Source organism: Desulfosoma sp. (genome assembly GCF_052743555.1).
In genome coordinates this window covers 1-14,377 of the sequence record NZ_JBRAHS010000019.1, presented here as the reverse complement: position 1 = coordinate 14,377, position 14,377 = coordinate 1, and the positions used below count along the sequence as shown (strand labels likewise).

Here is a 14,377-nt window from a genome sequence, read left to right as displayed (position 1 = left end):
GTGCCGAGCACATTTCGCCATGGAAACGCGGTTAGGGTTCCCTTTTCAGCAGCAGTTCAATATTGTGGCGTAGGCCTGGGGATCGACCGGCTTTTCCATGAAAATGTCGCGGCGATCCAATCCAGATCCTCGTCGACGGATCTCGTGTAGCCCTTTTCCGACTCCGGCTGCGCCGAAACGATGATAATAGGGAGCTTGCGCAGCGCCTCATCTTGCCGCAGTTTCACAGCAAAGCGCAGCCCTTCATCCACGGTGGCCATCATAATGTCCAAAACCAGCAGATCCGGCTGTTCTTCTTCGATGAGCCGAAGGCCGTCCTGGGTGTTGCTCGCCGTCAGAACCTTATAACCGAACCGGCGGAGAATGGCCCACGTGATCTATAGAAAACTCGGATCGTCATCGATGATCACTATACGTTTTCCGCTCATTCATTCACCCTCCCCTTCCGACAGCGACTTTGCGTGGTCCTCCAGCCCCGGCGGCACCTCCACGATAAAGGTGACGCCTTTGCCCGGCCCGCTCTCCGCCCAGATCCTTCCTCCATACCGTTCCACCACGGTTTTGGTGATAAACAGTCCAAGACCGGTCCCTCGTGTGGCCGAGCGGCGTGCAGACGGCAATCTTTGGAACTTGCGAAACAGCCGCCCCAGCTCCTCTTCGGAAAGACCCGGTCCCGAATTCCAGACTTTGAGGCGCAGCCACCCTGTGGTCGTGACAGCCGCGTCGACGAGGGCGCGTCCCTGCAGTTCGCCGTATTTGACGGCGTTGCTCAAGAGATTCGTCATTACGCCACGAAAGAGTTCCGGATCCAAAATCCAGGCCAGCCCCTGAGGGACATTGACTTCCACGCGCAGCCCCTTTTCCTGCATACTGGGTTCCAAGGCCGAGAGCACCGGAGTCATGATTTCTTGAACCAGGGGCGTCTTTCTGGGCCGCACGGGCAATTCATCTTTTTCGATGCGGGAAAGATCCAAATAGTGCCGAATCATTTCCATGGACTGATTCAGATTGGCGCAAATCGCCTCCAACATCTTTTTCTTGTCTTCGCTCAGAGGCCCGAAGATTTCCTGCCTAAGGGCATTGGCGCTCATGTAGCCGTTGGCAATGGGCGATTTCAATTCGTGGGTGACGAAACTGAGCATTTCCAAATAGTATCGGTTGAGGCGTTCCAGTTGGCGATTTGCAGCGTTCAAGTCTTCGTTCGTCTGCATCAGGGCGTCCATGTGAGCTTTGAGTTCACTGAGATCGTGAAAAAAGCCCACGATGGAGTAGGCGTCTCCTTGCTCAGGAAGAAGGGTGGCCGAAAGCCGAATGGGCAACATCCGCCCGTCTTTGGTGCGCACGGTCGTGTTGTAATCCGCGAGAACGCCTGGGCCGCCATAATCGTCGCTCAGAAGCGCCTTTTTGGTGACTGCAGTTTCTCCCTTAGCATAGAAGTCACGGACGTTCAATCGGAAAAGGGCTTCCGAGACTTTATAGCCCAGCAGACGTTCGCCCCCGGAGTTGAACAAAATGACACGACCAGTCGCGTCATTGGCCACAATGCCGTCGGGACAGGCCGCCAAAAGGCGCTCTTCAAATTCATACCGTTTCTTAAGCCGCTCCTGATACGAACGAATCTCGCTGGCCATAAAGTGAAAGCTGTGGAGCAACTGAAGGAGTTCGTTCTCTCCCACCTCATTGGGAAGGCGGCACTGCGCGCACATGGGATGGGGCTGCTGGGACGAACCTTCTTCAGCGCCCTTGCGCCATGGGAAAAAATGATCGCTGCTGGATTATGTCAGGTACGGGCACGTCCCCGGCGTGAGCACTTCGCGACCCCAAGTGCCGGCCGCCGAAGCAGCTCGGCATAAAGGGCTGACCTCGACGCTTTTCAACACGTCCTGCATGCGCCCTTGAGCGATCAAATGGGTCATTTCCAGCAACCGCTGGACGGGGTGGGTGATGCGCGCGGTGAACCAACGGCTGATGAAGTAGCCAACGGTAAGGATCAAAGCCGTTATAAGGAGCAGGGTCTGCAGCAACCGCTCACGCAGCGGCTTGATGAGCGGGTATTGTATGGCCGTCCGCACCACGAAAAGAATTTTGGCATCAGGGGACGCCGATCTCGGCACCAGCTCATAGAAGGGATCGCCATGCCCTGTGGACCGGGTCAGTTCCAAGCCTTTTCCCAGACGTCGAACTTCCCAGCGCAGGGAATGGTCCTCCAAGGGCTGTCCCGAAAAAAACAGGACCGTGCCTTCCGCGTCTTCCAAACGCAGGGTGCGAAATCCTGGATAAAAGATGAGCCGCTCGTGCAGCCGGGCCCCTAAGGCCTTTGGATCGGCACGGCGCGGGGCGGTCTCCAACCATTGCTGGAGGTTTTCACCGAGAGCCTGGAGCTGATCTTCCACCTGTTCTTCCATGGCCGGAAGGTTGGACATGCGAATACCCATCCAGGCAGCGAGAGCCACAGAAAAGATTATGGTGAGCGAAACCACGCTGATGGTCGTCTTGAACTTCAGCCTTTCGAGAAACTCCATAGACACCCGTTCCGCAGAGAAGGTTCACGTCGCGCTTCAGCCTATCGTGCACTGCAGGACGGATCAGTATGTTCAACGTATCACAAACCAAGCTCTCTGTCACACACCTTTTGGCCTGTGAGCCATACCGGCTAACGGTGCAGCAGCGAAGGGATCCACAGAGTCAGGGGCGACCACAGGGAGATGAGGACCAGATCCACCAGAAGAACCGCAAGAAAAGGCCCGATGCGGGCGATCACCCTTTCCAGGCGGCATTGGGCAAGGGTGCAGGACACCACAAGACAAATGCCCAGGGGCGGTGTCAGCATGCCGATGGCCAGATTGACCACCACGATGGCTCCCAATTGGGTGATTTCCACCCCCAGCGTAGGCACTAAAGGGAGCAGGACGGGTGCGAGCAAAATGAGGGCGGCGGTGGTTTCCACGAAGGTGCCTGCGGCGAGAAGCACGCCATTAATAAGCATCAAAAGGGCCATGGGGTGGGTCGTGACCGCAAGAAGGCCTCGAGCCACTCGAGCCGGAATGTCTTCGATGGCCATAAACCAACTGAAGATGGAGGCGGTGGCAATGATGAAAAGCACAAGGCTGGCCGTGACGGCCGATCGCACGAAAAGCTCGGGAAGATTCCTCCAGCGCAATTCCCGATGCACCCACAACCCGACAAAAAGCGCATAAAAGGTTGCAGCCGCCGCCGATTCCGTCGCCGTAAAAACGCCGCTCAGAATACCGCCGAGAATCACCACAGGGGCCCCCATGGCCCATTTGGCTTCCCAAGCGCATTGAGCCAACCGGCGCCAGGAAAATGCCACCACGGTGCTGTAGCGGTTTTTCCAGGAAAGGGCCGTGGCCACGCCGATGAGGCTGACTCCCATGAGAAGGCCCGGCAGAATGCCGGCGGCAAACAGCTTTCCGACAGAGGCTCCGGTGAGAAACCCGAAAATAATCATGGGAATGCTCGGCGGAATCACCACACCGATGGAGCCTCCCGCCGCCTGGACCGCCGCGGCAAACCCTCTATCGTAGCCGCGGCGAATCATGGATGGAATGAGAATGGCACCCACGGCGGCCGTATCTGCCGCCGCCGAACCCGAAATACCTGCAAAGAACATGGCGGAAACGACAGCTACGGCGGCGAGGCCGCCGGGAAGCCATCCCACGATGGATTCGGCCAGTTGCACCACCCGCCTGGAGATTCCTCCCGCTTCCATGAGCGCTCCCGCACACATAAAGAGCGGGACCGCCATGAGTGGAAAGGAATCCACGCCGGCGTACAGTCTCTGAATGACCATCATCAGCGGCAGATCTCCGTGAAGCCAGAGCGCCAGTAGGGATGCCATGCCGATGGCCAGAGCGATGGGCATATTGAGTAAAAAGAGGAGCATAAGGGTCATAAAAAGGACCAAAGGCAGCATGGCTTGGCTCCGCGTTTGTTTCTTTTGGCGGAAAGCTCAGAAACCGACGATCCTCCAACCCCCGGGTTCCAGGACTGTGGCAGAGGCCTTGTTCAGTGGACGCAGGTGTCGTGCGCTGTTGATGTGGAGCTCAACGGCACGCTTTTTCAGAGGCGCGCTTTGGATCCGCGGTCAAGGCACCTCTGTGTCTTCTAAGCCATAGCTTGAGGGACGAGCCGACCGTGCCGGGCTATCCAAGCCAAGGCTTGCCGCATGGACGCAAAAGACCAGCCCGCTCAGGGGGATCACCCCGTAAGGAAGCCCCATGGGAAGGCCCAAAGCGGCGGTCTTTTGATGGGCAACAAACCGAATGAATTGCACCCCGAAGAGAATGAGAACCAGGAAAAAGAGGCAGGAAACAGCCAGCAGAAAGCGTTCCAATGTTCGATGTCTTTCAGGAGCCATGCGACGCACCACCACATCGATGCCCACGTGGGCCTTTCTTCGGTAGGCGACCGTGGCCCCTAAAAAGGTGATCCACACCAAAAGGATTCGCCCTAACTCTTCAGACCAAAACAAAGAATGGTTCAACACATATCGAAAGAAAACCTGCAGGCCCGTGACCAGGGCCATGAGCATGGCCAGGACCCCGATGGCGATTTCTACCCCGCGGTTGAGTTTTTCACTGAAAGTGTGCACCCACCCCATTGGCCTTTGGGCTCCTATAGGCCGCGAATCTTGGCCACGGCGTTCAGGAAAAGCTGCAGCATCTCCTGAACCTTTGGGTCCTTGTAAATGTCTAGGTCTTTCAGGCCCGCCGCTTTGGCTCGAAAGGAAGCGAGATCCGGCGCTTCGTCCACCATCATCCCTGCGGCTTTGACCTTGGCCAGAAAGTCGGCTTCGTTGTCTCGGTTCCATTGCCTTTGAAAGATCGCCGCCTCCTTCATGGCCTGGGCGATCATGTCCCGGTCTTGGGCAGGAAGAGCGTTGAACCATTCAAGGTTGGCCACATCGATGTGCGCCGAATAGACGTGTCCTGTGAGGGTCATGTATTTTTGCACTTCATAAAGCTTGTAATTCCAGATGACCCACAGAGGGTTTTCCTGAGCGTCAATGGTTCCCTGTTGCAATTCCGTATAGATGGGCCAGCCCATGGGGGTCGGATTGGCCCCCAGCTCCCGCCACAGTTCCTTGTGCAGGATGGATTCCATGACGCGAATCTTCAGTCCCTTGACGTCGTCGACGCCATGAACGGGTCGTACGTTGTTGGTGAGATGGCGAAAGCCGTTTTCGGAAAAAGCCAGTCCTTTGAAGCGGGCCCTTTCCAGAGCTTTGAGGAGCGCTTGGCCGGCGGGTCCGTCCAGAACGGCATCGGCTTCACGACTGTTGGCGAAAAGGAAAGGATAGTCGATCACGCGGGCTTCCGGCACAAAGACATCAAACGGCCCCGAGGTGATAATGCCCATTTGGACGGAATTCATTTGGACCTGTTGCAGAATTTCGGTTTCCGTACCCAGGGAGGCGCTGTGAAAGATCTTGACTTCATAATCGGATCGCGCCTCCACTATTTCCTTGAATTTTTCTGCGCACACATTCTGTGCCGACCCGGGTTTCGTGACCACACCCAGCTTGATCACACCACTGGCCCAAACATGGGCGGCGGCCATTCCCAAAAACGCCGCGACCATGAAAGCCACCACCCTCACCTGTCTTCTCGTCATGGTGCACCTCCTTTGTGGGAAACCCTACAAGTTTCTAATCCGGCAGATAGCCATTGCGTCGCAGATAATCTCGGCTTGCCGCCACCACTTCTTGCGGCGGCAGATCTCCGCCGTGCACCGAAATGATCACAATTCCCTGGTACCCGCATTCTTCGAGACAATGCAAGAAAGAAACGAGAGGAAACCGACCTTCGCCCAGTTGCACATGCCGATGGGCCTCGGGATCCTGGATGTCGGAGAGGCGCACGATCGCCACGGCGTCCTTGATCCGTTGCAGTGTCTCACATGGGTCTTCTCCCACCACAAGAGCGTGCACGGGATCGTAATCAACACCCAGAGTCGTCGGTTCGCCCACTTCATGGATGAGCTCCACCACTTGATCTGCCGTGCGAATGAGTTGATCCGGGTCGGGTTGAATGCACAGGCGCACACCGAGCTTCTTGGCCACCGGCGTGACACGATGCATGTTGGCGACAAAGAGGCGCCAGGCTTCCCGCTGATTCATGGACTCGGGAATGGGTCCGCCGCCGTTGGTGGAGACTGTCCCGATGCCCAAAGCCGCCGCGAGGCGCAAACAATCCAGGGTGTAACGGATGCGCAGTTCCCGCTCTTTCCAATCCTCTTCCAGCCAGCTGGGATGGGTTCCATCCCCCAAAGCACTGACTCGGCAGGCGTTCAGGTTCACAGGCTTGACATTTCTTTCCGTCAGGCATTGCAAGAGCTCCGACAATCGAGCCGCTCCAAAATCCTCAGGAAACAGATGAGGCCGATCAGCCAGGAGTTCCAGGCGGCGAAATCCTTCCTTAGCCACGGCCTCCACGGATTCCTTTAAGCTTTTCACACGAAAGCACGACGTACTGTAGGCAAATTTCATGGTTGTCCTCGCCTGAAGATGCTTGCTTGGTGTTCCTGGCTTTCCGGACCTCACCCTGTGCGCGATCCCTTTGCGGACAGGGTCGCACGCCAATCCAAAGCTGCACACCCCGCTTCATAGACCCGCACGGGGTTCATGTCCAGTTCGCGCACTTGAGGAAAATCATATAGGAACCAGGACACGCGTTCCACCATATCCATCAAGGCCGTCTCATCCAGCGCCTTTTGCCCACGCACCCCTCGAAGCACAACCGATCCCCGGCAGTGGTGCACGAGAGCGCGGGCCTGGGCCGTATTCAACGGGCCGATGCCCAGCGCCGATTCCTTGAGCACTTCCACGTAAATGCCGCCAAGTCCCACGAGTATCACCGGGCCGAAGTTGTCGTCCTGACGGCCTCCCACAATCCACTCCATACCGGGGTCGGCCATTCTTTGCACCAGAACCCGACGGCCCAAGGGCAAAAGGCTCGCATAAGCATCGCGCACTTCGGCATCGTCGGCCACATGCAACCGCACGCCTTCCACGTCGGTCTTGTGCACGACGTTTGGTGCCGCTGTCTTCATGACCACGGGAAACCCCAAACGCGCCGCCGCCGCAACCGCTTCCTCAGCGCTTTCCGCCACAGCCCAGGGGACGAGGGGAATCCCGTAACAGGCCAGAGCGGAAGCTAAAAGGTCTGGAGCCAGGGGACCTTGGGGAGCGGATGCCAAAAGCCGCCGAGCCCCTTCTGTGTCCATGCCACCAGGCCTCTGTGTGCCAAAGACGTGTTGGGGCCGAGAGGAAAAATCACGATTCCAGGCCAAAGCGCGCACAGCGTCTCGTGGATCCGTAAAGATGGGATAATCAACGCTTCGACGGTTGTATTCCAGTTCCCTTTGCATGGTGAAGAGGCACACGGCAATGGGTTTTCCCGAAGTGAGCATCAAATGCCCTAGACGCGTCACAAGCTTTCGGGAACCTTCCGCATCAAAAATGCCCTGGTAGTTGTGAATAAAAAGCAGCCCGTCGATGTCGGCACGGCTTAGGGTCTCCTGAGCCAGTTTTTCGTAAAGTTCCAGGTCAAATACGTCCCCCAAATCCATGGGATTGTGGAACTGAATGACACCCGCACGGGCGTGCGCTTCGGCCATTTGCACCAGTTCCTTGGGGAACGGGGGCAGTTGGAATCCAAATTCGTCGGCGGCATCGGCCGCCATGACCGCATGGCCGCCGGAACGAGAAATGACGGCGAGCCGGCGGCCGCGCATTTTGGGCAGCAGCAAACCCTTGATAGCCGTCAGAGCCTCGTTTTGATCCACGACTCGAAGAATGCCGCATTGGCGAAAGGCGGCCTCTGTTACGGCATCGTCCGTGGAAAGGGAGGCGGAATGGGATCGCGCGATGACGGCTCCGGCGCCCCCGTGATTGGACTTGTGCAGCACAATGGGCTTGCTGGATCGTGCCGCCACTTCCATGAGTTCTCTGCCCTTGGCGATACCTTCCAGGTACACAAAGATCATGCGGGTTTTCGAGTCATCGGCGAAGTAGGCGATAAGGTCGTTTTCATGGACATCCAGCTTGTTGCCGATGCTGGCGAACTTGGAAAAACCGATCCCTTCCGCGGCGCAATGGTTGATGATGGTGGCTCCCACACCGCCACTCTGGGAGACAATGGCCACGTGCCCTGGATGCGCCTCAGCCTTCATGGGCATGAACGGCACCGCCAGCCCGTTGTATCGATTGATGATTCCGATGCAGTTGGGTCCAATCATGCGCATGCCATAGCGCGACAGCGCTTCACGGATTTCCCTTTCAAGCTCCAGACGGTCCTCCCCCAGTTCCCGAAACCCTGCCGATTCCACAATGATTCTTGGAATACCTTTTTCCCCGCACTGGCGCACCACCTCAGGAACCGCTCGAGCCGGCACAAGCACGGCGGCCAAGTCCACCGACTCAGGAAGCTCCGCCACAGAGCGGTAAATCTTGTGACCGGCGAAAACCCCTCCCTTGAGCCCTACAAGATAAATGAGTCCCTGGTACTGGAACTCCATGAGGTTGAAAACGATGGCGCGTCCAAGATTCGTCGGCGAACTGGAAACCCCGATGACAGCCACACTTTTTGCCTCAAAAAACCGCTCCATAGCTTCTCCCTCCTCCATTCAGCGCCCTCTGCCGTCCCCTCAACGAGTCCCCCTACATGAAGCACTTCCCGCCGGCACACAGCCACCATCACCCCCACCATGCCATAATGAATTCTAATCGGAAAATCCCGGATTAATCACGCGCTGCAAGAAAAAATTTTGCGATGTAAAAGAACTCCTGAACCTTGATGCCGAAAAACCACCGCTACGGGTTGAAGCGACCATGGGGCACACGAGGCCTTTGTTATCCATACGCCGCTTAACCACCTGCTTTCGCACCACGGCCGGAACGGCCACCGCCGTGGACGAAGTTTCCCTCGACGTGCAGCCGGGCCAAGTGCTGGGGATTGAGGGCGAATCCGGATGTGGCAAAACGGTTTTATCCCTGTCCATTCTACGGCTTTTGCCCATACCGCCGGCTTTTTTTCGACAAGGGCAGGTTTTTTTTCAGGGCCGGAATCTTTTGACCCTGAGTTGCCAAGAGCTGCGCCGTTGTTTCCGGGACGGGACGGCGTCCATTTGGTTTGTACCGGAAAAGCTGCAGGGGGAGGGCGGCGGTCTGCAACTCGGGAGCCGCCTCCGCCCTCGATGTGGATGACGCCATCGTGCAGCGGCAGGGCATCCGGAATCGGCGTTGATTCCCGCAGCCTTAGCCGTGGCCGAAGAAACAGGCACCTCAGCGGAAGACTTTCTTACCGCCGTTGTCCTGGGCTACGAGATCGGGGTGCGTGTGGCGGCGGCCCGTGAGTTTGCCGTATTGGACACTTTGTCCATAGGACGCTGGGCTGCTTACGGCGTGGCTGCGGCAGTCTGGCGGCTGTTGGGTCTGACCTCCTCACAAACGGCCGAGGCCTTGGCCATATCCGGCGTCCTTTCTCCGGGGCTTTCCGCCGCCGGCTACAGTGCCTTTATGGGTAACCACGTTAAGGAAGGCATTCCTTGGGCGGTCCTCACGGGCTTGCTCGCTGTCAGCTTGGCCGCCGAAGGGTTTTCGGGTCCAACGGACATTTTGGACCATCCAGCCTATTTCAAGGCTTCACGAATTCACCAGGATCTGGGCGTGACTTTTGCCATTGAACGAACCTACTTCAAGCCTTACGCGTGTTGCCGATGGATTCACAGTGCCCTGGATGCCCTGCTGGCGCTCATGGACGATCACCAACTGAGCGGCCAAAGTATTGCACGAGTCGATATCCACACTTTTTCTCGTGCCCTGAAGCTCAATAATGACACAGCCCCACCTACGATGGAATCCGCACAGTACAGCGTCCCCTTTTGTTTGGCTGTCGCGGCGATGCGAGGCAAAGACGCACTGTTGCCCATGAAGGCGGCTCTACTGAAGGATTCCGAGCTGCATGCGTGGGCTTCTCGGGTCGCGCTGCATCGGGGTGAAGCCATGGAGGCCTTGTTTCCCGAGCGTGCAGCGGCCCGCGTGTGCGTGAGCACCGCGATGGGATCCTCTGAGAAAGAGGACCTTGTGCGCACTCTGGAGCTTTTGCCATCGGTTCACCCCCTGACGACACGGCTTTCGCGCGCTGGCGCCCTTGCTTAAGCAACCTTTTGCACCTCTGATGAAAATAGGCATAGTCCGGCATGAGAGACCCGCATCGGACAGTGAGCGCCGGCTGCAAGGGTCGGGAAAGCCGATTCACGGCGTCCGGTTCTTCCAGGTCGATGCGGCATAGGTGCGGAAGATAGGGCATCAGGGCCTCAGCGAAGGCTTCAGAGGATTTGCGAGGAAACTCGCACGGAAGGTTGTCCACGGCCATGATGACGGGACCGTGCCCCAGGGTGATGTCGTCCAAGAGGGCATCGGTCCGCGTGTCGTAAACTTAGCAAGGGTGTGAGGGATTGGTGGCCTTACGAGTCACGGCGATGGAACCTTCCAAATCACAAGTGATGTCCCCGATCACCTTAAGTTTGGGTTCCGGTGATCGGTAAAGCTTTCGAAGCTCTTCCGCCGTGACCAGCACCGGGTGGTGCGGATTCCAATAGATGGCATTGATGAGCACCGTAACGTGCGGAAGCCAGCGGGCAAAGGCGGCTTCGTATTTCTCCGGATGATTCCAGTAATCCTGAAGGTCGAAAGGAGCACCGTCCCGGTGTCGTCCGGTATCCTTTTCCTCAAAAACGACGACGTGGACAACCCGCGCCGTCTCCGACCGCATTCTGTGAACAAGCAGATCTTCGGGTCGAAGATACTATACAGGAAAGCATTTCTCCAGAACTTCAAGGGCGCCTCGTGCCACGTTGCCATAGCCGAGAACTCCGATGACAAGGGGGGACCAGATGAGGGGGGAGGCCTTTTTGGGCAATATGGCGACCGGCTGTGGCTTGGATCGCCTGCAAAGCCTCTGTCACCGTGCCGTAGGTGTACGGCTGCTTGACATCGAAAAAGGAGTTGTCTTGAAGGGTATAACCTTACGAAGCCAACCGCCGTCCAAAAGCGTGCAGCGATTCCACCATGCCGGCAAGCTCTGCGAAAAGGCCGAATAAGACAAGGCGCCGCCCATTTGGGTCAACAATCCGTTCGTAGTCCAAAAGGTGCGCTTGAGCGTCCATGAGGGCTCGAAGCCTGGCCATGTTGTGGGGCTGCCCTTTAATGGTGTGGGAGAAAAACAAGTACAGGACGCCTTTTTGGAAAAACTCGGAGGGCATTTCCTTGACACCCAGCACAATGCGGCATTGGGACAGGTCCTCTTGCACCACGGCTCCCGCAGCCCGATAGAGATTATCTGAAAAAACACCAATGGTGAAAGGTTGCACTTAGACCGAAATGCCGTGATCCCCCACAATCTTCGCCACGTGCTGGGGCGCCAAAGGAACCCTTCGCTCCCATTCGTTCTTGTCTTCTCTACGAATGCCGATGGCATGGACCATAACCGTTTTTCCTGCCCACTCTGTGTCCATCGGCCACCTGGAAGGCCGCCCGAGAACTTGGTTTCGCCCGTTCACCGCCCGGCCGCTTCTACGAGCGAAGGGCCGCATTGAGCTGAAATGGGCTTTGCCGGAAAAGCTCTTGGGGCCTCCTGCTCTTCGGTGTCCGGGCGCCCTAGAAGACGGCACGGCCACCTTACAGAATGGACACCGGCCGCGACAGGAACTTTTCCCGGCCGTGTGCTTTGTCAGGTATCGCCTGCACTTTGTGTGCGGATGGATGACGTTCGTGATATGGACTTCCAGGAGCGCAATGCTTCGTTAATGCCGACATTGGCGTAGAAAAGCAGCGAAAAGTGGTGGAAGTATCGAGCCGGTTCGATTATAAAAACAGACATCGATGCGTTCCGCAGGTGTGTCTTTCACCAAGGAGGGGAACCATGTCCCGAACCATCAAAGTCATGGCCGTTATGGGTGTTTTACTGCTTGGGTTGTGTTGGAATGCTCAGGCTCAGGTCATGCCTGTGCCCGCGGCGGAGCAATCATTTGATTATCCTCCTGTGGCGGATCTCGTGGTGGCTGCGGATCCCGCTTCGGCTCGGCCCATCGGCGTGGGTCCTGTGGCCGCGGGAGGCGACACGATTCGTTTGCGCGTAAGCCTTGCCGCTTTCAGTGCCCCCGTGGATCTTTACGTGGGCATTGTGGCTCCCGCCATAGATCCAGGGCACCTTTATCTGGTCACGCCCGATGGACACCTTACCATCTTTAGCACCGAACTTGTGGCCTGGAAATCGGGTCATGCGCACGCCGTGGATGAATTTTTGTTTGGAAATATTCCGGTTTCGGCTCTACCTCCGGGGCAATATCATTGCTATCTCCTGGCGACGCCTGCGGGAATTCTTTCGGCCTATTATCTTTGGCACACCTCTTTTGGGGTTCGGGATCCTTCGGGGGTTGCGGAAGCTATGCCGGGCCTCGATCTTTTTCCATGACGCTGAACCATACGGCTGTGTTCAATATGTACGGATATGAACAGGAATTCCGCATCGAAGGCGTCGTTCCGTTCGCTCTTTTGGACGACAATACCGTTTCCGGCAGCGGAACATTACAGGTGAGCACTCAAGGAGCGTGGCCCTACAACCCTGGAGGAAGCTTTAGTGGATCGGGCACGGCGGACGAAAGTTTGAGCGGCCGAATGTATCTGGACGCCAACTGTCAGGCAATGTCGGAAATCGTTTTCGACGAACAATTCCACCCTTTTCCCGTAACCTATCTCGTTGGCGCAATGACTTTTGTTGTGACGTTCCCAATCACCCAGCACAATACCTACACGCTCGTTTTTCCCGTCATTGACGGGGCCGCCGTTTCGGGTCCGCCGGCATTTGGCGGTATACAGGGAAGCTTCAATTGTATTTTGCACGTGGGCCGTTAGCGCTAAAGTGTGCCGTCGGTCGGGGTCAAGCCCGAAAGATCACCACATCACTGAAAGGGGCAGGTGTGCCTTTATGGGAAAGTGTGGGCCAGGAGCAGGAACGGGGAATCATGTGGTTCTTTGCGGTGCTTGACAACAGGGGGGGCTTCTCGATAAAAGCGGCGCACGAAAGAGAGAACTACCTCTACACGTACACGAAAGAGCCGGTGCCATGAGAAAGTGGGTCTTCTTGTTTCCGGGTCAGGGTTCGCAATATGTGGGCATGGGAAAGGATTTCTACGAAAACTATTCGAAAGTGCGGGAGCTGTTTGACCAGGCCGAGGCCATTCTCGGCATGGACGTCAAGAGGCTGTGCTTTGAAGGCCCAGAAGAAGTGCTCACGCAGACGCACAATGTGCAGCCGGCCATCACCGTAACCAACCTGGCGTGCCTCACCGTGCTGGCCCACCACGAAATTTTTCCTGCGGCGGCCGCCGGTCACAGCTTGGGCGAATACAGTGCCCTATACGCCGCGGGGGTCTTAACCCTTCAGGACACCCTGAACCTCGTTCGGTGGCGCGGGCAATTCATGCACGAAGCGTCTTTGGAAACGCCAGGGGCTATGGCGGCCGTCATGGATATGCCGGAAGAGAAGCTCCAGGACATCTGCCGACTGTGCGATGTGGAGATCGCCAACATCAACTGCCCGGACCAGCTCGTTATTACGGGCCCCGTGGAGGCCGTGAACAAGGCTCTGGAAGCCAGCGTCGCCAAAGGCGCCAAGAAATGCGTCAAACTTAACGTCAGTGGTCCATGGCACAGTCGATGCATGGAGTCGGCCCGGGAAAAATTTGAACCCCACGTGCGGGGCATTTCCTTTTCGCACCCGAAGATTCCTGTGGTGAACAATATCGATGCCAAGCCGTTGCAGAACGCCGATGAGGCTCCGGAAAAGCTTGTCAGACAGCTTTGTGGCGCGGTTTTGTGGAAGCAATCCATCGAGTGGTTTTTGGCCAACGGCTATGATCACTTTGTGGAGGTAGGGCCCAAGAAGACACTGAGAGGGTTGGTGCGACGTATCGACCGCAAGGTGGTCATTCATAACGTGGAAGATTCGGCGACACTGGCGACGTTTTTGCTCGCCAACGAAACCTGAAACCATGTGGTTTCAACAAGTTTTTTTATCTGAGCGGCAGCGCACGGCGCCGTGCGTTGCTCTGGTGCTTTGAGATTCTTTGCTTTGATCTGTTAACCTGCTTTGATGCATACGCCTATGTTTTTGCACGGGATAAGTTGAATTATCATGAATTCTTTCCCATAGGCTCTCCTCTCACTTTTTCACATTTCTGGTGATCTTCTGAAGAAAATCTAAATCCCACACGCATCCCAAGACTTCGATAGCGTTTTTAGCCCAAGTTCGTCACCTTTTTGCTTAAGGTATTGATATTGTTAGAAGTGCAT

At 56.7% G+C, this 14,377-nt stretch carries 16 protein-coding genes and 2 pseudogenes; 6 read left to right on the top strand and 12 right to left on the bottom strand.

Annotated features, from left to right (window positions below):
• Nucleotides 1–56: 56 nt before the first annotated feature.
• The 8 genes from ACUVSA_RS12115 to ACUVSA_RS12080 form a co-directional block, all read right to left on the bottom strand.
• Entirely contained in the window at nucleotides 57–365 is a 309-nt protein-coding gene (locus ACUVSA_RS12115) for a response regulator (RefSeq protein WP_445895046.1), read from the bottom strand.
• A 63-nt stretch (nucleotides 366–428) separates the two neighbouring features.
• Nucleotides 429–1,706, bottom strand: coding sequence for an ATP-binding protein (locus ACUVSA_RS12110; protein ID WP_445895013.1), 1,278 nt, complete (start codon nucleotides 1,704–1,706; stop codon nucleotides 429–431).
• Nucleotides 1,707–1,775: 69 nt separating this feature from the next.
• Nucleotides 1,776–2,522, bottom strand: a complete 747-nt coding sequence (locus tag ACUVSA_RS12105; protein ID WP_445895012.1) for a hypothetical protein — start codon at nucleotides 2,520–2,522, stop codon at nucleotides 1,776–1,778.
• A 131-nt stretch (nucleotides 2,523–2,653) separates the two neighbouring features.
• The gene (locus ACUVSA_RS12100) at nucleotides 2,654–3,934 is read right to left on the bottom strand and encodes a TRAP transporter large permease (RefSeq protein ID WP_445895011.1); all 1,281 of its coding nucleotides are present in this window, start codon (nucleotides 3,932–3,934) and stop codon (nucleotides 2,654–2,656) included.
• Nucleotides 3,935–4,105: 171 nt separating this feature from the next.
• The gene (locus ACUVSA_RS12095; RefSeq protein ID WP_445895010.1) at nucleotides 4,106–4,621 is read right to left on the bottom strand and encodes a TRAP transporter small permease; all 516 of its coding nucleotides are present in this window, start codon (nucleotides 4,619–4,621) and stop codon (nucleotides 4,106–4,108) included.
• Between the two features lie 14 nt (nucleotides 4,622–4,635).
• Nucleotides 4,636–5,634 (bottom strand): TRAP transporter substrate-binding protein, encoded by a 999-nt coding sequence (locus ACUVSA_RS12090; protein ID WP_445895009.1) that lies wholly within the window; start codon nucleotides 5,632–5,634, stop codon nucleotides 4,636–4,638.
• Between the two features lie 34 nt (nucleotides 5,635–5,668).
• The gene (locus ACUVSA_RS12085; RefSeq protein WP_445895008.1) at nucleotides 5,669–6,508 is read right to left on the bottom strand and encodes a sugar phosphate isomerase/epimerase family protein; all 840 of its coding nucleotides are present in this window, start codon (nucleotides 6,506–6,508) and stop codon (nucleotides 5,669–5,671) included.
• Between the two features lie 50 nt (nucleotides 6,509–6,558).
• A complete protein-coding gene (locus ACUVSA_RS12080; protein WP_445895007.1) occupies nucleotides 6,559–8,628 on the bottom strand; it encodes an acetate--CoA ligase family protein in 2,070 nt (689 codons plus the stop codon).
• Between the two features lie 223 nt (nucleotides 8,629–8,851).
• On the opposite strand from ACUVSA_RS12080, the gene ACUVSA_RS12075 reads away from it, so the two are divergent.
• From ACUVSA_RS12075 to ACUVSA_RS12065, 3 genes and pseudogenes are all read left to right on the top strand, one after another.
• Complete coding sequence (locus tag ACUVSA_RS12075; RefSeq protein WP_445895006.1) at nucleotides 8,852–9,226, top strand: ATP-binding cassette domain-containing protein; 375 nt, start codon at nucleotides 8,852–8,854, stop codon at nucleotides 9,224–9,226.
• Nucleotides 9,227–9,241: 15 nt separating this feature from the next.
• Nucleotides 9,242–9,646: pseudogene (locus ACUVSA_RS12070) on the top strand (MmgE/PrpD family protein); the annotation flags it as partial.
• Between the two features lie 42 nt (nucleotides 9,647–9,688).
• A complete protein-coding gene (locus tag ACUVSA_RS12065; RefSeq protein WP_445895045.1) occupies nucleotides 9,689–10,180 on the top strand; it encodes a hypothetical protein in 492 nt (163 codons plus the stop codon).
• A gap of 58 nt (nucleotides 10,181–10,238) precedes the next feature.
• Here the strand turns inward: ACUVSA_RS12065 and ACUVSA_RS12060 are convergent.
• From ACUVSA_RS12060 to ACUVSA_RS12045, 4 genes and pseudogenes are all read right to left on the bottom strand, one after another.
• A pseudogene (locus ACUVSA_RS12060) lies at nucleotides 10,239–10,433 on the bottom strand (hypothetical protein); the annotation flags it as partial.
• A gap of 27 nt (nucleotides 10,434–10,460) precedes the next feature.
• Nucleotides 10,461–10,796, bottom strand: coding sequence for a hypothetical protein (locus ACUVSA_RS12055; protein ID WP_445895005.1), 336 nt, complete (start codon nucleotides 10,794–10,796; stop codon nucleotides 10,461–10,463).
• 253 nt (nucleotides 10,797–11,049) lie between these two features.
• Nucleotides 11,050–11,394 carry a hypothetical protein gene (locus ACUVSA_RS12050; protein ID WP_445895004.1) on the bottom strand — a complete coding sequence of 115 codons (345 nt, stop codon included), beginning with the start codon at nucleotides 11,392–11,394 and terminating at the stop codon, nucleotides 11,050–11,052.
• Nucleotides 11,395–11,538 (bottom strand): hypothetical protein, encoded by a 144-nt coding sequence (locus ACUVSA_RS12045; RefSeq protein WP_445892848.1) that lies wholly within the window; start codon nucleotides 11,536–11,538, stop codon nucleotides 11,395–11,397.
• Nucleotides 11,539–11,945: 407 nt separating this feature from the next.
• Between ACUVSA_RS12045 and ACUVSA_RS12040 the strand changes: the two genes are divergently transcribed.
• From ACUVSA_RS12040 to fabD, 3 genes are all read left to right on the top strand, one after another.
• A complete protein-coding gene (locus ACUVSA_RS12040; RefSeq protein ID WP_445895003.1) occupies nucleotides 11,946–12,497 on the top strand; it encodes a hypothetical protein in 552 nt (183 codons plus the stop codon).
• Nucleotides 12,494–12,937, top strand: coding sequence for a hypothetical protein (locus tag ACUVSA_RS12035; RefSeq protein WP_445895002.1), 444 nt, complete (start codon nucleotides 12,494–12,496; stop codon nucleotides 12,935–12,937). Before ACUVSA_RS12040 ends, ACUVSA_RS12035 begins: the two co-directional genes overlap by 4 nt.
• A 211-nt stretch (nucleotides 12,938–13,148) precedes the next feature.
• Nucleotides 13,149–14,072 carry an ACP S-malonyltransferase gene (gene fabD / locus ACUVSA_RS12030; RefSeq protein WP_445895001.1) on the top strand — a complete coding sequence of 308 codons (924 nt, stop codon included), beginning with the start codon at nucleotides 13,149–13,151 and terminating at the stop codon, nucleotides 14,070–14,072.
• Nucleotides 14,073–14,377 lie beyond the last annotated feature (305 nt).